This window comes from Nocardioides sp. P86, assembly GCF_023712465.1.
Classification (GTDB): domain Bacteria; phylum Actinomycetota; class Actinomycetes; order Propionibacteriales; family Nocardioidaceae; genus Nocardioides; species Nocardioides kribbensis.
The window spans coordinates 160,702-183,154 of sequence record NZ_JAMAYE010000004.1 but is presented as its reverse complement, the minus strand read 5'-3'; the positions used below and the strand labels follow the sequence as shown (position 1 = coordinate 183,154).

The 22,453-nt window shown below is 74.4% G+C and carries 23 protein-coding genes; 14 read left to right on the top strand and 9 right to left on the bottom strand.

Annotated features, from left to right (window positions below; genetic code table 11):
- Nucleotides 1-5: 5 nt before the first annotated feature.
- Genes M3673_RS18555 through M3673_RS18545 form a run of 3 tightly spaced genes read right to left on the bottom strand, consistent with a single transcriptional unit; the run spans nt 6 to nt 1,392 of the window.
- Nucleotides 6-314 carry a hypothetical protein gene (locus M3673_RS18555; RefSeq protein ID WP_056903478.1) on the bottom strand — a complete coding sequence of 103 codons (309 nt, stop codon included), beginning with the start codon at nt 312-314 and terminating at the stop codon, nt 6-8.
- Nucleotides 311-1,051, bottom strand: a complete 741-nt coding sequence (locus M3673_RS18550; protein WP_251535516.1) for a hypothetical protein — start codon at nt 1,049-1,051, stop codon at nt 311-313. Before M3673_RS18550 ends, M3673_RS18555 begins: the two co-directional genes overlap by 4 nt.
- Nucleotides 1,048-1,392 (bottom strand): hypothetical protein, encoded by a 345-nt coding sequence (locus M3673_RS18545; protein ID WP_251535514.1) that lies wholly within the window; start codon nt 1,390-1,392, stop codon nt 1,048-1,050. The genes M3673_RS18550 and M3673_RS18545 overlap by 4 nt, the downstream gene beginning before the upstream one ends.
- 93 nt (nt 1,393-1,485) lie before the next feature.
- On the opposite strand from M3673_RS18545, the gene M3673_RS18540 reads away from it, so the two are divergent.
- Nucleotides 1,486-1,845, top strand: a complete 360-nt coding sequence (locus M3673_RS18540) for a hypothetical protein (RefSeq protein WP_228942242.1) — start codon at nt 1,486-1,488, stop codon at nt 1,843-1,845.
- A gap of 27 nt (nt 1,846-1,872) precedes the next feature.
- Here M3673_RS18540 and M3673_RS18535 read toward each other — a convergent pair whose 3' ends face one another.
- A complete protein-coding gene (locus M3673_RS18535; protein ID WP_251535512.1) occupies nt 1,873-2,592 on the bottom strand; it encodes a GntR family transcriptional regulator in 720 nt (239 codons plus the stop codon).
- A gap of 104 nt (nt 2,593-2,696) precedes the next feature.
- On the opposite strand from M3673_RS18535, the gene M3673_RS18530 reads away from it, so the two are divergent.
- The 6 genes from M3673_RS18530 (at nt 2,697) to M3673_RS18505 (ending at nt 7,951) form a co-directional block, all read left to right on the top strand.
- Complete coding sequence (locus M3673_RS18530; protein ID WP_251535510.1) at nt 2,697-3,140, top strand: SRPBCC family protein; 444 nt, start codon at nt 2,697-2,699, stop codon at nt 3,138-3,140.
- Nucleotides 3,141-3,201: 61 nt separating this feature from the next.
- Complete coding sequence (locus M3673_RS18525; RefSeq protein ID WP_251535508.1) at nt 3,202-3,816, top strand: alpha-ketoglutarate-dependent dioxygenase AlkB; 615 nt, start codon at nt 3,202-3,204, stop codon at nt 3,814-3,816.
- A gap of 60 nt (nt 3,817-3,876) precedes the next feature.
- Nucleotides 3,877-5,331: an NADP-dependent phosphogluconate dehydrogenase gene (gene gndA / locus M3673_RS18520; protein ID WP_056903474.1), complete on the top strand. Its 1,455-nt coding sequence runs from the start codon at nt 3,877-3,879 to the stop codon at nt 5,329-5,331.
- 1 nt (nt 5,332) lies between these two features.
- Nucleotides 5,333-6,184 (top strand): aldo/keto reductase, encoded by an 852-nt coding sequence (locus M3673_RS18515; protein ID WP_251535506.1) that lies wholly within the window; start codon nt 5,333-5,335, stop codon nt 6,182-6,184.
- A gap of 29 nt (nt 6,185-6,213) precedes the next feature.
- Nucleotides 6,214-6,582, top strand: a complete 369-nt coding sequence (locus M3673_RS18510) for a lipopolysaccharide assembly protein LapA domain-containing protein (protein ID WP_251535504.1) — start codon at nt 6,214-6,216, stop codon at nt 6,580-6,582.
- Between the two features lie 49 nt (nt 6,583-6,631).
- Nucleotides 6,632-7,951 (top strand): MFS transporter, encoded by a 1,320-nt coding sequence (locus M3673_RS18505; RefSeq protein WP_251535502.1) that lies wholly within the window; start codon nt 6,632-6,634, stop codon nt 7,949-7,951.
- Here M3673_RS18505 and mftF read toward each other — a convergent pair.
- Nucleotides 7,899-9,353, bottom strand: coding sequence for a mycofactocin biosynthesis glycosyltransferase MftF (mftF, locus tag M3673_RS18500; protein WP_251535500.1), 1,455 nt, complete (start codon nt 9,351-9,353; stop codon nt 7,899-7,901). The genes M3673_RS18505 and mftF overlap by 53 nt on opposite strands.
- A 182-nt stretch (nt 9,354-9,535) precedes the next feature.
- Between mftF and mdo the strand changes: the two genes are divergently transcribed.
- The 4 genes from mdo (at nt 9,536) to mftM (ending at nt 14,630) form a co-directional block, all read left to right on the top strand.
- Nucleotides 9,536-10,828, top strand: a complete 1,293-nt coding sequence (gene mdo / locus M3673_RS18495) for an NDMA-dependent methanol dehydrogenase (protein WP_251535498.1) — start codon at nt 9,536-9,538, stop codon at nt 10,826-10,828.
- A gap of 79 nt (nt 10,829-10,907) precedes the next feature.
- Nucleotides 10,908-12,128, top strand: coding sequence for a MoxR family ATPase (locus M3673_RS18490; RefSeq protein ID WP_082503007.1), 1,221 nt, complete (start codon nt 10,908-10,910; stop codon nt 12,126-12,128).
- A gap of 4 nt (nt 12,129-12,132) precedes the next feature.
- Complete coding sequence (locus M3673_RS18485) at nt 12,133-13,671, top strand: VWA domain-containing protein (protein WP_056865850.1); 1,539 nt, start codon at nt 12,133-12,135, stop codon at nt 13,669-13,671.
- Complete coding sequence (gene mftM / locus M3673_RS18480; protein ID WP_251535496.1) at nt 13,668-14,630, top strand: mycofactocin oligosaccharide methyltransferase MftM; 963 nt, start codon at nt 13,668-13,670, stop codon at nt 14,628-14,630. Before M3673_RS18485 ends, mftM begins: the two co-directional genes overlap by 4 nt.
- A gap of 2 nt (nt 14,631-14,632) precedes the next feature.
- On the opposite strand, the gene M3673_RS18475 is transcribed toward mftM, so the two are convergent.
- The 4 genes from M3673_RS18475 to M3673_RS18460 all read right to left on the bottom strand — a co-directional run bounded on the left by M3673_RS18475 (nt 14,633) and on the right by M3673_RS18460 (nt 18,292).
- On the bottom strand, nt 14,633-15,316 hold the full coding sequence (locus tag M3673_RS18475) for a response regulator transcription factor (RefSeq protein WP_251535494.1): 684 nt from the start codon (nt 15,314-15,316) through the stop codon (nt 14,633-14,635).
- A complete protein-coding gene (locus M3673_RS18470; protein ID WP_251535492.1) occupies nt 15,304-16,707 on the bottom strand; it encodes a sensor histidine kinase in 1,404 nt (467 codons plus the stop codon). The genes M3673_RS18475 and M3673_RS18470 overlap by 13 nt, the downstream gene beginning before the upstream one ends.
- Nucleotides 16,704-17,939 carry an iron-containing alcohol dehydrogenase gene (locus tag M3673_RS18465; protein ID WP_251535490.1) on the bottom strand — a complete coding sequence of 412 codons (1,236 nt, stop codon included), beginning with the start codon at nt 17,937-17,939 and terminating at the stop codon, nt 16,704-16,706. The genes M3673_RS18470 and M3673_RS18465 overlap by 4 nt, the downstream gene beginning before the upstream one ends.
- Nucleotides 17,940-18,022: 83 nt before the next feature.
- Nucleotides 18,023-18,292: a DUF4242 domain-containing protein gene (locus M3673_RS18460; protein WP_251535488.1), complete on the bottom strand. Its 270-nt coding sequence runs from the start codon at nt 18,290-18,292 to the stop codon at nt 18,023-18,025.
- A gap of 165 nt (nt 18,293-18,457) precedes the next feature.
- On the opposite strand from M3673_RS18460, the gene idi reads away from it, so the two are divergent.
- The 3 genes from idi to M3673_RS18445 are packed head-to-tail and all read left to right on the top strand — an operon-like array spanning nt 18,458 to nt 22,445.
- Nucleotides 18,458-19,072: an isopentenyl-diphosphate Delta-isomerase gene (gene idi, locus M3673_RS18455; RefSeq protein ID WP_251535487.1), complete on the top strand. Its 615-nt coding sequence runs from the start codon at nt 18,458-18,460 to the stop codon at nt 19,070-19,072.
- On the top strand, nt 19,069-20,592 hold the full coding sequence (locus tag M3673_RS18450; protein ID WP_056903465.1) for an NAD(P)/FAD-dependent oxidoreductase: 1,524 nt from the start codon (nt 19,069-19,071) through the stop codon (nt 20,590-20,592). The genes idi and M3673_RS18450 overlap by 4 nt, the downstream gene beginning before the upstream one ends.
- Entirely contained in the window at nt 20,589-22,445 is a 1,857-nt protein-coding gene (locus tag M3673_RS18445; protein WP_251535484.1) for a DUF5914 domain-containing protein, read from the top strand. The genes M3673_RS18450 and M3673_RS18445 overlap by 4 nt, the downstream gene beginning before the upstream one ends.
- The last annotated feature ends 8 nt before the right edge of the window (nt 22,446-22,453 follow it).

Sequence of the window (22,453 nt, the reverse complement as noted above, 5' to 3'; positions counted from 1 at the left end):
CGACCCTAGGACCCCCGGACGGGTGGGGCCAACGCGCCCCGCCCGGTCTCGACCACCGCGGCGCGCACGAGGTCGACGCCCTCGCCCGCGCCGAGGCTCCAGGGGTCGCGCCACAGCGCCTCCCACGTGGTCTCACCGCGGTCGACCGAGGCGGCGTGGCGCCGCTGGGCGAGCGTCCCGCCGCGCGCAGCGCGCTCCAGCGCGCCGAGCACCGGCCGCGGCACACCGCGGTCGAGCTCGGCGGCGCGCCGCAGGGTGCGGCCCGACCGCTCCAGCGCGGCGGCGAGGAGCCGGTCGGCCTCCGAGCCGCTCACGGCACCAGGTCGGGCAGGGAGGCGAGCAGCGCGAGCCGGTCGCCCACGTGGCGGGCCCACACCGGCACCGTCTCCTTGAGCTCCAGCAGCCGCTGGAGCAGGTCGACCACGAGCCGGACGTCGTCGACGAGGTCGGCGATCGCGTCGAGCCCCTTCATCGTCACCTCGGCGGCCAGGGCGGCCCACCCGGCCGGTCCGCAGGCGCGGCTCAGCAGCCTGCGCACCAGCCGCGCCATGGCCTTGCCGAGCTCGACGACGAGGTGCTCGACCTCGACCCCGAGCCGCTCGGAGACGTCGGCCACCTCCTCCAGCACGATCGCGCCGCGCTCGACCACGGCGCCCACCGCGCGTCCGGCGAGGGCGAGCCCCTCGATCCGTGCCGCGCACGCGGCCCCGGCCAGCCCGCCCCACCCGAGCGCGACGTGCACGGCGAGACGGTCGAGGTTGCCGGCCCAGGCGGCCCACGCCGCCCCGGTCGTCACGCAGGCCGTCGCGTTCTGCCGGATCGCGGTGTAGTCGCCGCTCAACGGCAGCACGACCAGCTCCTCGAGGCTGCCGCCGGGCAGCTCGGGCAGCCCCGCGCCCACGCCGTTGAGGGCGCGCACCCCCAGGTTGATCGTGTCGCGCAGGGCCGAGAAGGCGGTGTCCCACGACTCGAAGGTGGCGTCGTGGCGGCGCTGCGGGTCGCCCTCCTCGGGCGCGAGGAGCACCGGGTCGAGCAGCACCGGGCCGCTCACGCCCCCGCTCCCGCCACGTCGCGGTGCAGGAGCGCGGCCGACGCCGACGCGTCGAGGTCGGCGCCCTCGAGCCCGGCGAGGGCCGACTCCACGTCGTCGACCACGTCGGCCCAGACCGCCGCGAAGCGCCGGTCGAGCGCGTCGAAGGCGGCCGACACGAGGTCCATGGCCCCGGCCAGGGGCCGCAGCACGCACACCGGGCTCGGCTCGAAGCCGTCGCGTCGCGCCACCCACTCCCGGGCGTAGTCGCTCACCTCGCGCTCCTGCTCGGCCAGCACCGCGAGGTGGCGTGGCACCCGCCACGTCTCGGCCCAGCTCGTGATCTCCGGTCCACCCGTCATGACCCACCTCCCGCTCCCCGCCGACGCACCGTGCACCGGCTCCCTCCAGGTGCCCGGCCGGGGCGGGCTTTGAAACGGGAGCATGATGGGGCTGTGGACAACGCGCTGCTCTTCGACGCCCGGGCGCGGGTGCTGGCCGACCTCCGGGCCCGCGACCACGCCACGCCACCCGCTGTCTCGGCGCTGGAGGACGCCGTCTCGGCGCGCTCCTGGTGGGCGGGGCAGTGGCCCGAGGGGGCGCAGTACGTCGCCGGCCTGGTCGCCCAGGACGTGCAGGACGCGCTCTTCGAGAGCACCGGTCGCTGGCCCCTGTGCGTCGGCTGTCCCGACGCGCCGGAGCACTCGCTCTACATCCAGCCCGACCTCGGGGGCCCCGACCCGCACTGGGTGTGCGAGGAGACCGGCCAGACGGTCGCCGACCTGGGCCGCCTCGGTGAGTGGCGCCCCTTCTGAGCCGACCCCTCCCCGGAGTCGTGGCCCTCAGACGTCGTGGCCGAGCTGGACCCAGAGCGTGAAGCGGTCGGCGCGGTAGACGGTGCGCGAGACCTCGACGACCTTGTCGCCGGCCAGCGCGCGTCGTGAGTGGCGCAGCACGGACGCGCCCTCGTCGACCTCCAGGAGGGTCGCCTCCTCGGGCGTCGCCCGGTCGGCGGTGATGGAGTCCTCGGCCCAGGTCGGGCGCAGGCCGCGGCCGTCGAGGGCGTCGTAGAGGCTGGTCGGCATGCCGCTCTGGAGGAAGCCGGGCAGGAGGACCTCGTTGAGGTAGGCGTCCTCGAGGCACATCGGCGTGCCGTCGGCGCGGCGCAGTCGCCGCCAGTGGATGACGGCGTCGCCCTCGGTCAGGCTCAGCGCACGGGCCACGCCGGGGCCGGCCTGCTCACGACGCGCGAGGAGGGTCTGCGACTCGGCCAGCAGCCCGCGCCGCGACATCTCCTCGGTGTAGCCGGTGATCCGGCTGGCCGCACGCCGCGGGCGGGCGACGAAGGTGCCCCGCCCGGGGATGCGCTCGAGCAGCCCCTCGACCACGAGCGCGTCCATGGCCTGGCGCACCGTCATGCGGGCGACGCCGAACTGGTGCACGAGCTCGCGCTCGGAGGGAGCGGGCGACCCGGGCGCGCTGCCGGTGACCAGCGAGCGGACGTACTCGCGCACCGCGACGTGCTTGAGGCCACGCCCGTCCGGCGCCAGAACGTCTTCCACGCCCCCCAGATTAGGGAGGCGCGCGGCACCCTGTCCGGCGAATGCGCAACCTCGGGCGCCCCAGGGGTGAGCCTGCGCCGCGCCCCCCTCCCTACCCTCGACCCATGCACGTCGAGCGCACCTTCACCGTCCCGCGGCCCGCCGAGGCCGTCTTCGACTACCTCAGCGACTTCGCGCACACCACCGAGTGGGACCCCGGCACCGTCACCACCACCCGCACCTCCGGCGACGGCGGCGTCGGCACGACGTACGCCAACACCTCGCAGTTCATGGGCCGCACGGTCGACCTGACCTACGAGACGACGGCCTTCGAGCGGCCCTCCCGCGTGCAGTTCCGCGGCACCAACAAGTCCGCGACCGCCACCGACACGCTGAGCTTCTCCCCCGACGCCGACGGCAGCGCGACCCGCATCCACTACCGGGCCGACTTCGACTTCGGCTTCCTGCTCAACCTGGTGGCACCCGTCGTGCTGCGCGGCAAGCTCGACGCCCTCGCCGACGAGACCGTCGAGCAGATCACCCGCACGCTGCTGAACAAGGCCGTCTGACCGGCGGCACGCCGGCCGGCTGGTCGAACACGCGTTCGACCGATCGGTCTAGGATGACCCCGTGGACTTCCAGTCGTCGCTCTTCGAGGCGCCGGGTGCGCAGGTCGGTGACCTGAGCGCCCTCGAGCGCCACCCGCTGTCGCACGGCGCGTGGGTCGACGTGCACCGCACGTGGCTCCCCGAGCCCGACGACGTGCTCGCCACCCTGGTCGCCGACGTGCCGTGGCGCGCCGAGCGACGCCAGATGTACGACCGCCTCGTCGACGTGCCGCGGCTCGTGCACACCTACCTCGTCGGCGACGCCCTGCCCCACCCGCGGCTCGCCCAGGCCCGCGACGCACTGAGCGCGCACTACGCCGACGAGCTCGGTGAGCCCTTCCGCACCGCCGGCTGCTGCTACTACCGCGACGGGCGCGACAGCGTGGCCTGGCACGGCGACACCATCGGTCGTGGCTCGACGCAGGACACGATGGTCGCGATCGTCTCCCTCGGCGACCCGCGAGGCCTGGCGCTGCGCCCCCGCGGCGGCGGGGCCTCGCTGTCCTTCGAGATGGGCCACGGGGACCTGCTCGTCATGGGCGGCTCCTGCCAGCGCACCTGGGAGCACGCCGTGCCGAAGGTCGCCTCGGCCGGGCCGCGGGTCTCGGTGCAGTTCCGCCCGCTCAACGTGTTCTGACCGCGCCCACTCACCCCCTTGGGCGGAACAGCGGCCCCCCACCCGTGGTTGTGTCGAACCATGGACGCCACCGCCACCATCGGCCTGACCGGCCTCGCTGTCATGGGCCGCAACCTGGCCCGCAACATCGCCCGCAACGGGCACACCATCGCCGTGCACAACCGCACCGCCGCCAAGATGACCGCGCTCGTCGAGGAGTTCTCCGACGAGGCCCGCGAGGGCGGCGGCGAGCTGGTGGGCTCGGAGAGCCTCGAGGACTTCGTCGCCTCGATCCAGCAGCCCCGCACCATCCTGGTGATGGTGAAGGCCGGCGAGCCGACCGACGCCGTCATCGACGAGCTGGTGCCGCTGCTCGACGAGGGCGACATCGTCGTCGACGCCGGCAACGCGCACTTCACCGACACCCTGCGCCGCCAGCAGGCCCTCGAGGAAAAGGGCCTGCACTTCGTGGGCATGGGCGTCTCGGGCGGCGAGGAGGGCGCCCTCAACGGGCCCTCGATCATGGTGGGCGGCTCCGAGCACGCCTACGAGAACCTCGGCCCCGTGATGGAGTCGATCGCCGCGGTCGTCGACGGCACCCCGTGCAGCACCCACGTCGGTCCCGACGGCGCCGGGCACTTCGTCAAGATGGTGCACAACGGCATCGAGTACGCCGACATGCAGCTGATCGCGGAGTCCTTCGACCTGCTGCGCACCGTCGGCGGCCTCGAGCCCGCCGAGATCGCCGACGTCTTCGACGAGTGGAACCGCGGCGACCTCGAGTCCTTCCTCATCGAGATGACCGCCGACGTCCTGCGCCACACCGACGCCGAGACGGGCAAGCCCTTCGTCGACGTCGTGCTCGACCAGGCCGAGCAGAAGGGCACCGGCCGCTGGACCGTGCAGAGCGCCCTCGACCTCGGCGTGCCGATCACCGGCATCGCGGAGGCGACCTTCGCCCGCAGCCTCTCGGGCCACGCCGAGCAGCGCGCCGCGGCCCGCGAGATGTTCTCCACCACCTCCGAGGAGCACACCGTCGAGGTCGACCGCGACGTCTTCGTCGACCAAGTGCGCGCGGCGCTCTACGCCTCCAAGGTCGTGGCCTACGCGCAGGGCTTCGACCAGATCGCGGCCGGCGCGGAGGAGCACGGCTGGGACATCGACCTCGGCAGCATCGCCACCATCTGGCGCGGCGGCTGCATCATCCGGGCACAGTTCCTGGACCGCATCAAGGAGGCCTACGCCGAGGAGCCCGACCTCACCACGCTGCTGACCACGCCCTACTTCGCCGACGCGGTCAAGGACGGCGTCGACGCCTGGCGCGACGTGGTGGCCACCGCGGCGCAGGCCGGCGTGCCGATCCCGGCCTTCGCCTCCTCGCTGTCCTACTTCGACGGGCTGCGGCGCGGCCGCCTGCCCGCCGCGCTCATCCAGGGCCTGCGCGACAACTTCGGCGCCCACACCTACCAGCGGGTCGACCGCGACGGCTCCTTCCACACCACGTGGGCGGGCGACCGCACCGAGCAGGAGGCCTGACGTGACCGGCACGAGCGACACCTTCCGCATCGGCGGCGACCTGCCCGTGACCCGTCTGGGCTACGGCACGATGCAGCTCACGGGCGAGGGCGTCTGGGGGCCGCCCGAGGACCACGACGGCGCGATCGCCGTGCTCCGTCGCGCCGTCGAGCTCGGCGTCACCCTCTTCGACACCGCCGACTCCTACGGCCCCGAGGTCGCCGAGGACCTGCTCCGCGAGGCGCTGCACCCCTACGCCGACGACGTCGTCGTCGCCACCAAGGCCGGCCTGACCCGCACCGGTCCCGGCCAGTGGATCCCGGTCGGACGCCCGTCCTACCTGCGCCAGCAGTGCGAGCTGAGCCTGCGCCGCCTCGGCCTCGAGCGCATCGACCTCTTCCAGCTGCACCGCATCGACCCCGAGGTCGCGCTGGAGGACCAGGTCGGGGAGCTGGCCGCGCTGCAGCAGGAGGGCAAGATCCGCCACATCGGGCTCTCCGAGGTCAGCGTCGAGCAGACCCGGGCCGCCCGCGAGGTCGCGACCATCGCCACCGTGCAGAACCTCTACAACCTCGCCGACCGCAGCGCCGAGGAGCTCGTGGACTACTGCGAGGCGGAGGGGATCGGCTTCATCCCGTGGTTCCCCCTCGCCACCGGCGCGCTGTCGAAGGACGACGGACCGCTGGCGGCGGCGAGCCGCGAGCACGACGCCACGCCCTCGCAGCTCGCGCTGGCCTGGCTGCTGCGCCGCTCCCCTGTCATGCTGCCGATCCCGGGCACGAAGAGCCTGGACCACCTCGAGTCCAACACCGCGGCGGCCGGGATCGAGCTGAGCGACACCGAGTTCGAGGCGCTGGCCCGGGCCACGGCCTGACCCCCTTCCCCACCACCAGGAGACGACCGATGAGCACCCAGTCCCACGAGCCCACCGCGGGCGACCACGGCGGCCCCGGCACCGACCCCACACCCACCCCGACCGACACCGGCTCGAGTCGCCACGAGGACCCGCTGCGCGGCTCACGCACCAGCGGCCTCTGGGTCGCCGTCATCGCCTCGATCGTGGTGCTGGTGCTGCTGGTGGTCTTCATCATGCAGAACACCGAGCGGGTCACCGTGGCCTTCCTGCCCTGGGAGGCCGAGCTGCCCCAGGCCGCCGCCCTGCTCATCGCCGCCGCCGCGGGCATGCTGCTGGCCGGCATCGTCGGCAGCATGCGCATCCTGCAGCTGCGACGCCGTGTCAAGCGCGAGGTGAAGGTCAACCGCAAGGGCTGACCGCGGTCGATTCCGCCGTCTCCGGCGCAGGTGCGAGACTGCGCCGGAGATGAGCACCAGCACCCCCGGCAGCACCGGCACGACCGACCGCCCGACCCTCGCGTCCTTCTGGCACGACCTGCCCCGGGAAGGGCGGCTGCTGCTGTCGGTGGTGGTCCTGGAGTTCTTCGGCACCGGTCTGGTGCTGCCCTTCCAGGTCGTCTACCTCAACGAGGTCCGCGGCTTCGCCCTCGCCGACGTCGGCCTGCTGCTCGCGGTGCCCCCGCTGATCGGCTTCCTCATCGTCGGCCCCGGCGGAGCCCTCATCGACCGCATCGGGGCCCGGCGGGTGCTGCTCGCCTCGCTGCTCCTGCTGGTCGCCGGCAACGCCCTGCTCGCCTTCGCCTCGACCATGCTGCTGGCGGGGGTGGCGCTGACGCTGAACGGCGTCGCCTTCGGCGTCTCTTGGCCGGCCTCCCAGAGCTTCATCGCCGCCGTCGTGCCGGCCGCGCTGCGCCAGCGCTACTTCGGCGTCAACTTCACCCTGCTCAACCTCGGCATCGGGATCGGCGGGATCCTCGGCGGGGTGCTGGTCGACGTCGAGCAGGTCTCGACCTTCCAGGCCATCTACCTCGGCGACGCCGCGAGCTACCTGCCCGCGATCGTCCTGCTCCTCGGCCCGCTGCGCCACGTGGCCGGGCGGCCTGACCACGACACCGCGACCACCGGGCCGTCGGTCGGCTACCTCGTGGTCCTGCGCCGGCCCGCCGTGGCCTCGCTCATGGTGCTGGGCTTCGTGTCGTCCTTCGTCGGCTACTCCCAGCTCAACGCCGGGATGCCGGCCTACGCCCGCGCCGTCGGCGAGGTCTCGACCCAGGGGCTGGGCCTGGCCTTCGGCGCCAACACCCTGGTCATCGTGGTGCTCCAGCTGTTCGTGCTCCAGCGCATCGAGGGCCTGCGGCGCACCCGGGTCATGGCGGTGATGGCGGTGATCTGGTCGCTGGCCTGGCTCTGCCTCGGCGCCACCGGGCTGGTCGCCGGCACCGTCGCGGCCACCGTGCTCGTCGCCGCCTGCGCCTCCGTCTTCGCCCTCGGCGAGACCCTGCTGCAGCCGACGATCCCCGCACTCGTCAACGACCTGGCCCCCGACCACCTGCGGGGTCGCTACAACGCCCTCAGCTCGGCCTCCTTCCAGGCCGCCGCCGTCATCGCCCCGCCGGTCTCCGGCTTCCTCATCGGCCACGCGCTGGGCGAGGTCTACATCGGGCTGCTCGTGGTCGGGTGCCTGCTGTGCGGCGCCCTGGCCGTGCTGCGCCTGGAGCCCCAGCTCGACCCCGTCACCAACGGGGTGCGGCCCCGCCCCGACCGGTCGGGCGCCGCGGTCGACTGACCCGCACGGGCACCAACGCGCGCACCGAGCCCTCCCGCAGGGCACCGGCCCACACACCGGCCCCGTAGGCCACGTCGTCGAGTCGGCGCAGGGCGGCGTACGGGAGCCGGCCGAGGCGTGGACCGGTGCGGCGGTGGTCGGCGACGGCGTCGAGCACCCCCACCACCACGACCGTACGCCGGGCCCGTCGCGAGACGACCGCGGCGAGCAGGGCCGTGGGCCACTGCTCGCGCAGCAGCACCGACCCGCTCCCCCGCAGCGCCGCCAACGCCTCCTCGAGCACCACGACCGCGGCCGCCCGCACCGGGCGGGGCGACCCGTCGCGCCGCAGGCCGCGGGTGCGCCCGACGAGCGCGAGGCCCGCCGCGGCGCCGGTCACCGCCAGCGCCCGCCGCCCGAGCAGGGGCGCGCCCACGAGCCCGCCCAGCAGCGCGACGGTCCACGGCCGCAACACCAGCGAGGCCGCCGCCTGCGGGTGGCGGGCGGCCAGCGGAGCCGCGGAGGTGCCGTAGAAGGCCTTGCGCCCGGCCCAGGCCGCCACGCCGGTCCGGTGCTCGTGACGCACGTGGGCGCCGGGCTCGTAGCGCACCCGCCAGCCCGCGGCGAGCAGGCGGCGCACCAGGTCGACGTCCTCGCCGCAGCGCAGCCGGGGGTCGAAGCCGTCGCCCAGCGCCGCGGTGCGGGCCAGGAGGCAGGCGCCGGGGAGGTAGGAGACTCGGCCGCCCGCGCGCACCGCCGCCGGCGCCGGGCCCAGGTCGAGGGAGGAGCGCGCCTGCTCGTAGCGGGCGACCGCGCCGTCGCCGGGGCGCGCGGCGGGCCCCAGCACCCGCGGCGCGACCACGGCCAGCGACGGGTCGTCCAGGTGCGGCAGCAGTCGCTCGAGCCAGCCCGGCTCCGGCACGACGTCGACGTCGACGAACGCGACGAAGGGCGTGGTCACCTCCCGCAGGCCGCTGTCACGGGCTGCGGCGGGGCCGCGGTTGCGCCGGTGCGCCACCAGTCGCGCGCCGTGGGCGAGCACCACCGCCGCGACCTCGCCCCGGGCGCGCGAGGCGTCGTCGACGACCACGACCTCCACCCCGGGTGGGAGGTCCTCGCGCAGCGCGGCGAGCAGCCGGCCCAGTCGCACCGCGTCGTCGCGCACCGGCACCACCATGCTGACCTCGCGGGCGTCCACCGGCCGCGGCGTGACCAGCGGGTCGGCCAGGTCGGCGTCGAGGAGCCGGCGGGCGAGCTCGCCCCCGACCGGTCCGGCCGCGACAGCGGCGGCCTCCGCGTCGTCGAGGCGCACCAGGCCGGACTCGCCGCCGACCCCGCCAGCGACCCCGAGCAGGGAGCGGCCGCCGTCGCAGACGTGGGTGCGCGGCGAGAGCGTCGCGAGGGGCTCGGTCGGTGGCCGCACCCGCTCACGCTAGGCACCGTCGCGTCCCGGCGCACCCCTCCCCGGGCCGTGGCCGACCTGTCCCGACGGGCAGGTCCCCACTGCCCCGCCAGGGTGTTTCCGCGTCCTCGTCTGTCGGTGCGGTCCCCGCGCTCCTAGCGTCCGCAGGGCGAGCACCAGCCAGCGCGACCAGGAGGTCCCACATGCAAGTCGACGAGCTGCTCAAGCCCTTCCCCATCAAGGAGTTCCACCCCTTCCCCCGTGCCCTCATGGGTCCGGGCGCCCACGAGATGATCGGCCCCGAGGCCCTCAAGATGGGCTTCCGCAAGACCCTCGTGATGACGTCGGGCCTGCGCGGCACCGACATCGTGCACAAGATCGTGGAGTCGATGAAGTACCACGGCCTCGAGGTCGTCGTGTACGACAAGGTCGAGTCCAACCCCAAGGACTACAACGTCATGGACTCCGTGGCGCTCTACCAGCAGAACGAGTGCGACTCCTTCGTCTCCATCGGCGGCGGCTCCTCCCACGACGCCTGCAAGGGCGCGCGCGTCTCGGTGGCCCACGACGGGCGCAACGTCAACGAGTTCGAGGGCTTCAACATGTCCGAGAACCCGAAGAACCCGCCTCACATCGCGGTCTCGACCACGGCCGGCACCGGCTCGGAGACCTCGTGGGCCTACGTCATCACCGACACCACGACCGACCCCGACAACCCGCACAAGTACGTCGCCTTCGACGACGCCTCGGTGGCGAGCCTGGCCATCGACGACCCGGTGCTCTACTTCGACTGCCCGGTCGACTACACCGCCCAGTGCGGCTTCGACGTGCTCGCCCACGCCAGCGAGCCCTACGTCTCGCGGCTGAACTTCGAGCCGTCGCTCGGCAACGCGATCCGCGCGATCAAGCTGACCTCGGAGAACCTGCGCGAGGCGGTCTGGAACGGCCAGGACCTCAAGGGCCGCGAGGGCATGATGTACGCCCAGTACATCGCCGCCCAGGCCTTCAACTCCGGCGGCCTCGGGATCATCCACTCCATCTCGCACGCCGTGTCGGCCTTCTACGACACCCACCACGGCCTCAACAACGCCATCGCGCTGCCGCGCGTGTGGGCCTTCAACATGCCCGCGCAGTACGCCCGCTTCGCCGACATCGCCGAGGCGATGGGCATCGACACCCACGGCATGACCAAGCCGCAGGCCGCCGACGCCGCGCTCGCCGCCGCCATCCGGCTGCTGCGCGACGTGGGCATCACCGAGAAGTTCACCGACGTCACCAAGGACAGCTACTCCAAGAACCGGCTCGGCGAGGGACCGACCGCGTTCTACGAGAACGCCGGGGTCATCACCGGCGACGCCGCCGACGTCGACCGCATCACCCACCACGTCCTCGGCGACGCCTGCACCCCGGGCAACGCCAAGGAGTGCACCTTCGAGACGGTGCGCCCCGTGGTCGACCACTGCATGAACGGCGACCTGGACGACCTGCTCAGCTGACGCCGCCGCGCGGCGGGCGCTCCCACGCCCGCCGCGCGCCGGTCAGGCCCCGCCCACCCCCAGAGCCCAGGAGCAGCGCGTGAGCGACGCACCCACCACCCCGTCCGACAGCGAGTTCCGCGACGTCGACGAGACCCGCGAGCGCTTCCGCGACGCCGGCTACCTCGCCGACGACCGGCTGGCCACCACCGTCTTCCTGCTCTCGCGGCTGGAGAAGCCGGTGCTGCTCGAGGGACCGGCCGGCGTCGGGAAGACGCAGCTGGCCACCAGCCTGGCCCAGGTCACCGGCCGGCGCCTGATCCGGCTGCAGTGCTACGAGGGACAGGACGAGACCAAGGCCCTCTACGAGTGGGACTACGGCAAGCAGATGCTCTACACCCAGATCCTGCGCGAGAAGATCGGGCAGGTCGTCGAGGACGCCGCCACCCTCTCCGAGGCCGTGGAGCGCATCGCCGACCAGGACAGCATCTTCTTCTCCGAGCGCTTCCTCGCCGCCCGGCCGCTGCTGGAGGCCATCACCTCGGCGGAGCCCGTGGTGCTGCTCATCGACGAGGTCGACCGCGCCGACGAGGCGCTGGAGGCCGTGCTGCTGGAGCTGCTCAGCGAGTTCCAGATCTCCATCCCCGAGATCGGCACCGTGCGCGCCACCCACCTGCCCTACGTCGTGCTGACCTCCAACAACACCCGCGACCTGTCGGCCGCCCTCAAGCGACGCTGCCTGCACCTCTTCCTCGACTACCCCGAGGCGACCCGCGAGCTGGAGATCATCCGGTCCAAGGACACCGGCCTGGCCGAGGCCCTCGCGGTCCGCCTGGTCGACGTCGTGCGCGGGCTGCGCGAGCTCGACCTCCGCAAGTCGCCGAGCATCTCCGAGACCATCGACTGGGCCCGCACCCTCGCGGTGCTCGGCGTGGAGGAGCTGACCGCCGACGTGCTGTCGTCGACCCTCAGCGTGGTCGTGAAGTACGAGCGCGACCTCGACAAGGCCCGCAAGGCCCTGCCCGGCCTGGTCGACCCCAACGCCACCGTGCCCGACCACCTCGACCACGGCCACGGCCACGGTCACGGTCACGGGCACGACGCGGACGACCGCGCCGGCGGCCCCGGCGGCCCCGGCGACCCCGGCGACGGGCCCGACGGTCGCGACGTGCGTGCGGCCAAGGACCGTCCCGGGCGCCACGACGCGGCGTACGCCGGCGGCGGCCGGACCTCCAGCGAGGGCAAGCCCGCCAAGGCGGTGCCCGCCGGACAGGGCGCGCGCTCCTTCGCGGCGCGCGGCGCCCGCAAGCGTCCGGTCTGATCCCGTGGAGGGCGCGGTCCACCGGTTCATCCGGCTGCTGCGGCTGCTCGGGGTGCGCGTCAGCACCGCCGAGGCCATCGACGCCATGCACGCCGTGGCCCAGCCCGGCGTGCTGTCGGACCGCGAGGTCCTGCGCTCCGCGCTGGCGGTGAGCCTGGTCAAGGACCGGCGCGACCTGCCGACCTTCGAGCGGGTCTTCGACCGCTTCTTCGGGCTGCGGGCCGTGGTCGAGGAGGAGACCGGCCACGGGCACTCCCACGCCCACGACGACCTCACCGACGACGGCGAGCTCGAGCAGTTCACGCTCTCCGAGGAGCCCGGCGACACCCCGGAGGACGGGCACTCCCACGGCAAGCCCGACGACATCAAGGAGTTCTTCAAGCCCGAGGACATGGCCCAGCAGTACAACCTCCACCAGGAGGCCAACAAGATCGACATCGCCGCCCTGACCGACGAGATCGTGCTGTCCAACGACACCCAGGACAGCGCCGGCGAGGCCGCCCGCGTGCAGATCTCCACCCAGCGCATGCACAACCCCGGGGCGCCCGGCGACCTCGTGCGCCGGCCCGGGATGACGCTCGACACCGAGCTGACGGTGGCCGAGGAGATGATGCTGCTCGGCTGGCTGGAGGAGGCGATGCCCGACGGGCCCGACGACCCCGACGACGAGGGCCCGGCCGGCGAGGGCCTCGCCGCGCTGCGCGAGGCGCTCGCGCCCTTCCTGGCCAGCCTCCCCGAACGGCTCAAGCAGCACCTCGAGCGGCTCATGGAGCTCGAGCACGACATCGAGGAGCGCGAGATCGCGGCGGCCCGGGCCGAGAGCGTCGAGGAGCACGAGCGCGCCGACCTCGAGGAGTCGCTGCGGCGGCTGCTGCGCAGCCTGCGCGGCGCACCCCGGCCCCGCCGCAAGGCCGCCGCCCGCGGCGTCGTCGACGGCGCCCGCACGATGCGCGCCAACATGCGCTACGACGGCGTGCCCTTCCGGCCGGTGACGGTCAGCAAGGTCGAGGACCGGCCCCGGCTGCTCGTGCTGTGCGACGTGTCGCTGTCGGTGCGCTCCACCGCCCGCTTCACCCTCCACCTGGTGCACGGCCTGCAGTCGGTGGCCTCGTCGGTGCGCACCTTCGCCTTCGTCAAGGACCTCGTCGAGATCACCGACCTCTTTGCCGAGCACCGCACCGAGGACGCGCTCAGCCTGGTGATGTCGGGCCTGCCTGCCGGCGGGGTCCTCGACGTCGACGCCGACTCCGACTACGGGTCGACCTTCGAGCAGTTCCTCGAGCAGTTCGGGTCGGCCGTCACCCGCCGCACGACGCTCGTCGTGCTGGGCGACGGCCGCGGCAACGGCAAGGACCCCGGTCTCGGCGCCTTCGAGGAGCTCAGCCGCCGGGCCCGCGAGACCGTGTGGCTGACCCCCGAGCCGCGCTACTCCTGGGGCCTCGGCTCCTGCGACCTCCCCCTGTACGCCGAGCACTGCAGCCGGGTGCAGGTCGTGCGCAGCCTGCACGGCCTCGACCTGGTGTCCACCGCCGCGGCGCCATGAGCACCCCGGCGGACCACACCACGCGGGGCGAGCTCGAGCGCATCGACCCCCTGGCCCCGCTGCGCGACGGGGCCTACCGCGACACCCTCGTCGAGGTCCGCCGCGTGACGGGGGCGCGCCCGCGTCGCTCGCTGCACATGGTCCGCACCCCCCACTTCGACGTGGTCCAGGGCCCCGAGCGGGTGCAGGTCGACCACGTCGTGCCCCCCGAGCTGGTCGACGACGACCTCGCCGGGCTGCTGGCCGCGGAGCTGTTCAGCCCCGGCTGGCTGCGCGGCCCCGAGCTCTTCGAGCGGCTCCTGACCGGCGTCGTGCTGACCTCCGGCGGCAGCGCCCTGGACTGCTGGACCCGCTTCTACCGCACCACGCTGGCCCGCATCGAGGAGTCGCTGGCCGCGGGCGGGACCGGCAGCGACGCACCGGCCGGGAGCGGGAGCGGCAGCAGCAGCGGCCACGGCACCATCGACGGCTACGCCCCGGTCTACGCCTTCGCCGAGCAGCAGGTGGCCCCCGGGTCGGTGCTCGAGCTGGGCTGCTGCTTCGGCTTCCTCTCGCTGCGGCTCGCGGCGGCCGGCCACGACGTCCTGGCCTCCGACCTGTGCGAGGGCACCGTGGGCCTGCTCGCCGCGGTGGCGCCGCGCCTGGGCGCCACGCTCGGCACCTGCGCCGCCGACGCCGCGCGATTCCCCGCCCCCGACGCCACCGCCGACACCGTGCTGGCGGTGCACCTGCTCGAGCACCTCGACGCCGAGCACGGCGAGCGGGTGCTGGCCGAGGCCGTGCGCCTGGCGCGGCGCCGGGTCGTGGTGGCCGTGCCCGTCGAGGACGTCCCCGACGAGACCTGGGGCCACGTGCGGACGTTCACGACCGCAGACCTCGAGGCGGCCGGACGCCGCAGCGGCCTGCCCTACGCCGTGCACGAGCACCACGGCGCCTGGCTCGTGCTCGACACGGGCTGACCTCAGATCACGCCCATCTTGGAGGCCTCGTAGACCGCCTCGGCGCGGCGGGTGACGTCGAGCTTGCGCAGGATGTTGCCGACGTGGAACTTGGCGGTGGTCTCGGAGATGAAGAGCTGGGCCCCGATGTCGCGGTTGGACAGCCCCCGGGCCAGCAGCCGCAGCACCTCGCACTCGCGCGGGGTGAGGTGGCGGGCCTCCTCGGGCGGCGGGGTGTTGAGCCCGCGCACCATGGCGGCGGCGCTGCGGGCGTCGAAGGCGCTCTCGCCCCGCGCCACGTCGCGGATGGCGCGCACCAGGCCGGAGGTGTCGACGTCCTTGACGACGTAGCCCCGTGCCCCGGCCCGCACCGCACGCAGCACGAGCTGGTCGTCGAGGAAGGTGGTGAGCACGAGGACGCCCAGGCCCGGGAAGCGCCCGACGAGGGCCTCGCACAGGTCGAGGCCCTCGGTGTCGGAGGAGGTCGAGAGCTTGAGGTCGAGCAGCACCACGGCCGGACAGGCCCGGCCGATCACGGTCATCGCCTCGGCCGCGGTGGAGGCCTCCGCCACCACCCGCAGGTCCTGCTCGCGCTCGAGGATCGAGCGCAGGCCCTGGCGCACGATCGCGTGGTCGTCGACGAGCATGATGTCGACGCCCGCCGACCGCGCGGGGCGGGCGGGCTGGGGTGGGCTCAGCGTGGCCATGGTGGCTCCTTCTGCCCGGTGCCGACCAGGCCGTGGATGACTCCCGCGTGGCGGGGCGCCACGAGGGGTAGCGGCAGGCGCATCTCGACCCGCACGCCGCCGAGCCGCGCCCGGCGGAAGACGACGCTGCCGCCCAGGTCGCCGATGCGGCTCTCGATGTTGACCAGCCCGCGGTGCCGGCCGTCGACCACCGGGCCGCGCTCCAGGCGCAGGCGGCGGGCGAGCTCGGTGGGGTCGCCGGTGCCGTCGTCGGCGACGCTCACGAGGATCTCCTCGGCGCGGTAGCGCAGGCGCACCACCGCCCGCGTCGCCTCGGCGTGGGTCGCGACGTTGAAGAGGGCCTCGCCCACGGCGCGGGCGATCTCGTGGTCGGCGTCGGCGGCCAGCACCTGGGCGTCGCCCTCGACCCGCACGCTCACCGACAGCTGGGGGCGGTGGTGCTCGGCGACCTCGTGGAGCAGCTCGGGCAGCGTGCCCACGGTGTCGCGGTGGGGCTGGTGGAGGGCGTAGATCGCGCGGCGCAGCTGGTCCACCGCCTCCTGGCTCAGGGCCTTGGCGGTGGCCAGCCGCTCCAGGATCGGGGCGCCGGCGGAGCCGAGGTCCTCGGCCTCGCCCCGCGCGACCTCGACGGCCATCCCGGCCGACAGGACGTACTGGGTCACGCTGTCGTGCAGCTCGCGGGCGATGCGGTGGCGCTCGTGGTCGACCAGCTCGCGCTGGTGGGCCACGACGAGACGCTCCTCGGCCTGGCGCAGCTCACGGGTGCGGTCCTCGAGGTCGCGGGCGCGGTCGGTGGCCTCGTCGTAGAGCCGCTGGGCCCGGCGGTGCAGGGCCAGGCCGGCCTGGTACTGCTCGGAGGTGTGCAGCGAGACCGCCGCCTGGTTGGCCAGGATGCGCAGCACGGACAGGTCGCGCGGCTCGGGGTCGTCGTCGAGTCCGTGGAGCCCGGCCAGGCTGCCGATGTGGCGGCCCTCCAGGCTCATCGGCACCCGCACCCAGCGCTGGTCGGCCCGGCTGCGGGTGACGTGGCCGGCCCGCACGGCACCCAGCTCGCGCCGCACCTCGGCCGGCACGGCCGCGACCTCGTCGTGCACCCCGCCGTCGGGCCCCACCAGGAGGAAGCGCGGGCGCGCGCCGGGCAGGTGCCCGTCGGCGAGCGCCAGCATCGTCCAGCTCGCGTCGAGGTGGGAGCCCGCGGCCCGCACGACCTCCTCGAGCAGGCTGCGCGGCCCCTCCACCGTGCGCACGAGCGCCCGGGAGATCGAGTCCATCGCCCGCACCGCGCGCTGCATGCGCTCATCGGAGCGGACGTAGGCGCGGTAGTAGGAGCCCTTGCCGGAGCGGACCCCGGTGAGGGTCGCGACGTCGAGGGGACGCTCGGTGCTGCTCACAGCGCGTCTCGGAAGAGCTGCTCCACCTCGGCCGCGCTCGCCGGGCGCGGGTTGGTGGTCAGGCAGGCGTCGTCGAGGGTGGTCGCCGCCAGGCGCGGCACGTCGTGCTCGCCGACCCCCAGTGCGCGCAGCCCGCGGGGGACGCCCACGTCGTCGGCCAGCCGTCGCACGTGGGCGGCGAGGAGCTCGGCCGCCTCCACCCCGGGCAGGCCGGCGACCGGGAGGCCCGCGGCGGCGGCCAGGTCGACGAAGCGGTCGGGGGTGGCGCGGGCGTTGTAGCGGATGACGTGCGGCAGCAGGACGCCGTTGACCACCCCGTGGGGCGCGTCGAGCAGCCCGCCGACCTGGTGGCTCATCGCGTGGGTGGCGCCCAGGATGGCGTTGGTGAACGCCAGCCCCGCCTGCAGGCTGGCCTGCGCCATCTTCGTGCGCGCCGCCTCCTGCCGCGGGTGGCTCATCGTCGTGCGCAGGTGGGCGCACACCAGCCCGACCGCGGCGAGGGCGTGGGTGTCGGCCAGGGGGTTGTGCGCCAGCGACACGAAGGCCTCCACGCCGTGGGTCAGCGCGTCGAGCCCGGTCGCGGCGTTGAGCTGCTCGGGCATCGTCATCAGCAGCCGCGGGTCGGTGATCGAGATGTCGGGCACCAGGGCGCGGCCCATGATGGTGATCTTCACCGACCGCTCGGTGTCGGTGACGATGCAGAACTGCGAGACGTCGGCACCCGTGCCCGAGGTGCTGGGGATGACCAGCAGCGGCGGGATCGGTGCCGTCGCCCGGTCGACGCCGGCGTAGTCGAGGATGTCGCCGCCGTTGCCGCTGAGCAGGGCCACCCCCTTGGCCGCGTCGGCGCACGAGCCGCCGCCCAGGGCGATGATGACGTCGGCGCCCTGCTCGACGTAGCGGCGGTGGGCGGCGCGGACCTCGTGGTCCTTGGGGTTGGGCGTGATCTCCGACCACACGACCGGCGTGAGCCGCGCCTCGCGCAGGTGGCCCAGCAGGGCGTCGACCCAGCCCGCCTCGATGATGCCGGGGTCGGTCACCACGAAGGGGCGCCGGGCGCCCAGCCTGGCGGCCGCGAAGCCGGCCTCGGCCAGCGACCCGATCCCGAACACGACCTCCGGGGCGTGGAACTTCACCAGCGGCACCCGCTCGGGGGCCGGCTCCGTGCCCGGGCCCGGCGTCGACCCGGTGCCGGCGTCCGGCGCGCGTCGCGGCGAGAGCGTTGCGGACATGACGGCCTCCCCCTGCGTGACGTGGACCACACTGCCCGCCCGACGTTGTCAGAACGTTGGTCGGCGGCGCGCCACGGGCCGGGTCAGTGCCCCGTCTCGGGCGAGATGGTGGAGCGGACCTCGCTGATCCGGTCGCACGGGAAGCCCCCGCGGCTCGCGTGCTCCTCGATGAGGGCGGGGTCGGCGGCGTCGTAGACGCAGAACAACTTGTCGTCGGTGACGTAGGACTCGACCCAGCTGATGTCGTCGAGGCCGGCGAGCACCTCGTTGGACCGGGCACTGAGGTCGTGCAGCGCCCGGTCGTCCAGGTCCCCGGCTCCGGGCAGGTCGCGCTCGATGACGTATCGGCTCATGGGTGACCTCCTTCACACCCCACCCTAGGAACGCCACCCGGCGTGGCCACCGCCCGCACGGGCAGGCCCACCTGCCCGACCGGTGAGGAGCCGCGAGGGTGAGATCGTGCGTGGTGGGCCCGGCTACCGTCGGAGCCGCACGCCCCGCCTCCCGAGAGGTCAGCCATGACCGCGCCCGCCCGTCCCGACCGCCTGGCCGACGACCTGGCCGACGACCCGGCCGACGACGTCGTGCTGCTCGACGACGAGGGTCGCCCGACCGGCTCGGCGCCGCGGCTGGAGGTGCACACCACCGACACCCCGCTGCACCTCGCCTTCTCGGTGCACCTGCTCGACCCCGACGGCCGCACCCTGCTGACCCGGCGCGCCCTGGGCAAGCAGGCCTGGCCCGGCGTGTGGACCAACTCCTGCTGCGGCCACCCGCGACCGGGCGAGCCCGTCGCCGACGCCGTGCGCCGCCGCACCCGCGAGGAGCTCGGCCTCGCGCTCGGGGACGTCGACGTGGTGCTGCCCGACTTCCGCTACCGCGCTGTCGACGCCTCCGGCGTCGTCGAGCACGAGGTCTGCCCCGTGCACGTCGCCCGGGTGGAGCGCGACCCGGTGCTCGACCCGCACCCCGGGGAGGTCGCCGAGCACGCCTGGGTGCCCTGGGCCGACGTCCACGGCGCCGTCACCCGCACCCCCGCCGTCTTCAGCCCGTGGCTCGTCCTCCAGGCGCGCGCCCTGGGCCCCGACCTGACCGCACACACCACCACCGCCCACACCAGGAGCCGAGCATGAGCAGCGTCGTCGTCATCGGAGGAGGCCTCGCCGGCCTCGCCACCGCGTGCCACCTCTCCGGCAGCGGGCACGAGGTGACGGTCGTCGAGCGGGAGCCGATCCCCGGTGGCCGAGCCGGCCGCATCCACCGCGAGGGCTTCACCTTCGACACCGGCCCGACGGTGCTCACCATGCGCAACCTGCTCGACGACGTCGTCTCCGCGGCCGGCGGCGACCTCGACACGCTGCTGCCGATGCGTCGCCTCGACCCGGGCTACCGCGCCCGCTACGCCGACGGCTCCGAGATCCTGGTGAAGTTCGGCCACGACGCCATGCGCGAGGAGATCGCCCGCGTCGCCGGCGCCCACGACGCCGCCGCCTTCGACGGCTTCGTCGACTGGCTGCGCGACCTCTACGACGTCGAGATGCCCCACTTCATCGACCGCAACTTCGACTCCCCGCTCGACCTGCTCTCCTCCCCCGGCGCCGCCGCCCGGCTCGTGCGCCTCGGCGGCTTCGGCCGCCTCGGCCCCGCCATCCGCCGCCGCTTCGACGACGACCGCCTCCAGCGGCTGTTCACCTTCCAGGCGATGTACGCCGGGCTGCCGCCCTCCGACGCGCTGGCCCTCTACGCCGTCATCACCTACATGGACTGCATCGAGGGCGTGTGGTTCCCCGAGGGCGGCATGAGCCAGGTGCCGGTCGCCCTGGCCCAGGCCGCCTCCGACGGCGGCGCCGAGCTGCGCTACGGCACGACGGTGACCCGCGTGCTGCGCCGCGGCGACGGCGGGGTGGCCGGCGTCGAGCTCGACGGCGGCGAGCAGCTGCGCGCCGACGCGGTCGTCTGCACCCTCGACCTCCCGGTGGCCTACTCCCAGCTGCTGCCCGACCTCAAGCCCCACCGCGCCGTGCGCAAGGGGGTCTACTCCCCCTCCGCCGTCGTGTGGCACGTCGGCGCGCGCGGGTCGCTGCCCGAGGGCGTGCACCACCACAACATCCACTTCGCCGACGCCTGGGACTCCTCCTTCGACGCGCTGATCAAGCGCGGCGAGATGATGCCCGACCCCTCGCGCCTGGTCACGGTGCCCTCGCTCAGCGACCCGTCGCTGGCCCCCGAGGGCGCCCACACGCTCTACGTGCTGGAGCCGGTGCCCAACCTCGACGGCGTCGTCGACTGGCGCACGCAGCGCCCGAAGATCCGCGAGTCGCTGCTGCGCTTCCTCGACCGCGAGGGCTACCCCACCGACGTCGTGGCCGAGGAGCTCGTCGACCCCGTCGACTGGCAGCGCATGGGCATGGAGCGCGGCACGCCGTTCGCGCTGGCCCACACCTTCCCGCAGACCGGCCCCTTCCGCCCGCCGAACGTGGAGAAGCGGGTGCCGGGGCTGTTCTTCGCCGGCTCCGGCACCACTCCCGGCGTGGGCGTGCCGATGGTGCTCGTCTCGGGGCGTCTCGCCGCCGAGCGGGTCACCACCTTCCTGCCCGCGGCCGGACGCAGCCGGCGACCCCAGCGGCCCGCCGCCGGTACGGTGGGCCGATGACGGCTCTGCTCCACCACGACGACGACCTCCTCGCCGAGGGCTACCGCCGCTGCGCCGAGCTCACCCGCCGTCACGGCACGACGTACTTCTGGGGCGCAGCGATCCTGCCGGCCCCCCAGCGTCGCCACGTGCACGCGGTCTACGCGCTGTGCCGCCTGGCCGACGACATCGTCGACGCCGCCGGCGCCACCACCGAGGGCCGCGTCGCGACCACGACCGCGGCGCTCGAGGCCTTCCGCGACCGTTTCCAGGACGCCGTCGCCGCGGGCACCAGCGACGACCCCGTGCTCGCGGCGGTCGCGCGCACCGTGCTCGACGCGCGCATCGACCCCGAGTGCTTCGACCGGTTCTTCGGGGCCATGGCCCAGGACCTCGACACCACCCGCTACGCCCGCTGGGACGACCTGCTCGACTACATGGAGGGCTCCGCGGCCGTCATCGGCGAGATGATGCTGCCGGTGCTCCAGCCCACCAGCCCGGCCGCGCGCGAGCCGGCCCGCGCGCTGGGCCTGGCCTTCCAGCTCACCAACTTCCTGCGCGACGTCGACGAGGACCTCGACCGGGGCCGGGTCTACCTGCCCCAGGAGGACCTCGAGCGCTTCTCCGCCGACCCCGCGGCCCGCGCGGTCACGCCGGAGTGGCGCGAGCTGATGCGCTTCGAGATCGCCCGCAACCGCGAGCTCTATCGCGAGGCCGACGCCGGGCTCGCCCACCTGCCGGGCCCCTCGCAGCGCTGCGTGCGCACCGCCCGTGTCCTCTACGCCGGCATCCTCGACCGCATCGAGGCCGCCGACTACGACGTCTTCTCCTCCCGCGCCCGGGTGCCCACGTGGCGCAAGGCCGGCGTGGCGGCCCGCTCGCTGGCCCAGCGCGACCCCGAGGCCCCGCCCCGGGTGCCGCTCGCCCTGCGTCCGATGCCCAAGCGCACCGAGCTGACCCCGACCTGGCGCGAGGCCCGCCCCGCCCGGATCCGGCGCGCCCTCGACGTGGCGCTCGCCGCCGACCCGGGCGGCTGGTACGTCGTGGGCGCCAGCCGCGACCTCGGTCGGCGCTCGCTGGTGCGCTCGGTCGGCGGGCGCGAGGTCGTCGTGTGGCGCACCTCCACCGGCGTCGCGGCCGGGCCGGGCTCGTGCCCCCACCTCGGGGCCCTGCTCACCGACTGCGAGGTCATGTCCGACGCCGTCGTCTGCAAGTGGCACGGCCTGGCCCTCGACCCCGCGGGCGCCCCGGGCTGGCCGGCGTACGCCGCGCACGACGACGGGGTGCTGCTGTGGGTGCGCGTCCCCACCCAGGGCGAGGTCACCGCCGACGCGCCGAGGATCACCCGGCGGCCCGACGCCGCGAGCTCGGTGGCCGCGGTGGTGGAGGTCGCCGGCACCTGCGAGCCGCGCGACATCATCGCCAACCGGCTCGACCCGTGGCACGGCTCGTGGTTCCACCCCTACGCCTTCAGCCACCTCACCGTCGACGAGGCGGCCAGCACCGACGAGGTGCTGACCGTCGACGTGACCTTCCGCGTCTCGCGCACGTGGGGCGTGCCGGTGCGTGCGGAGTTCGCCTGCCCCGACGCCCGCACGATCGTCATGACCATCACCGACGGCGAGGGCGCCGGGAGCGTGGTCGAGACCCACGCGACCCCGCTGGGGCCCGACGCCGCCGGCCGGCCGCGCACGATGATGGTCGAGGCCACCGTCGCGACCTCCGAGCGCACCGGCTTCGCGGTGGCCCGCCACCTGGCCCCGCTGCTGCGACCGGCGATGCGCTCCACCGCGCGCCGGCTGTGGGTCGACGACATGGTCTACGCCGAGCGGTCCTACCTGCTGCGCTCGCGCGGGGAGTCCTACGGCGTGTAGCCGGCCCG

What these genes read in the sequence shown, in the direction of transcription:
- M3673_RS18545 (WP_251535514.1), bottom strand. Translation starts at nt 1,392, where the DNA reads ATGACGGGTGGACCGGAGATCACGAGCTGGGCCGAGACGTGGCGGGTG.
- M3673_RS18530 (WP_251535510.1), top strand. Translation starts at nt 2,697, where the DNA reads ATGCACGTCGAGCGCACCTTCACCGTCCCGCGGCCCGCCGAGGCCGTC.
- gndA (WP_056903474.1), top strand. Translation starts at nt 3,877, where the DNA reads ATGGACGCCACCGCCACCATCGGCCTGACCGGCCTCGCTGTCATGGGC.
- M3673_RS18510 (WP_251535504.1), top strand. Translation starts at nt 6,214, where the DNA reads ATGAGCACCCAGTCCCACGAGCCCACCGCGGGCGACCACGGCGGCCCC.
- M3673_RS18505 (WP_251535502.1), top strand. Translation starts at nt 6,632, where the DNA reads ATGAGCACCAGCACCCCCGGCAGCACCGGCACGACCGACCGCCCGACC.
- mdo (WP_251535498.1), top strand. Translation starts at nt 9,536, where the DNA reads ATGCAAGTCGACGAGCTGCTCAAGCCCTTCCCCATCAAGGAGTTCCAC.
- mftM (WP_251535496.1), top strand. Translation starts at nt 13,668, where the DNA reads ATGAGCACCCCGGCGGACCACACCACGCGGGGCGAGCTCGAGCGCATC.
- M3673_RS18475 (WP_251535494.1), bottom strand. Translation starts at nt 15,316, where the DNA reads ATGGCCACGCTGAGCCCACCCCAGCCCGCCCGCCCCGCGCGGTCGGCG.
- M3673_RS18465 (WP_251535490.1), bottom strand. Translation starts at nt 17,939, where the DNA reads ATGTCCGCAACGCTCTCGCCGCGACGCGCGCCGGACGCCGGCACCGGG.
- M3673_RS18460 (WP_251535488.1), bottom strand. Translation starts at nt 18,292, where the DNA reads ATGAGCCGATACGTCATCGAGCGCGACCTGCCCGGAGCCGGGGACCTG.
- idi (WP_251535487.1), top strand. Translation starts at nt 18,458, where the DNA reads ATGACCGCGCCCGCCCGTCCCGACCGCCTGGCCGACGACCTGGCCGAC.
- M3673_RS18450 (WP_056903465.1), top strand. Translation starts at nt 19,069, where the DNA reads ATGAGCAGCGTCGTCGTCATCGGAGGAGGCCTCGCCGGCCTCGCCACC.
- M3673_RS18445 (WP_251535484.1), top strand. Translation starts at nt 20,589, where the DNA reads ATGACGGCTCTGCTCCACCACGACGACGACCTCCTCGCCGAGGGCTAC.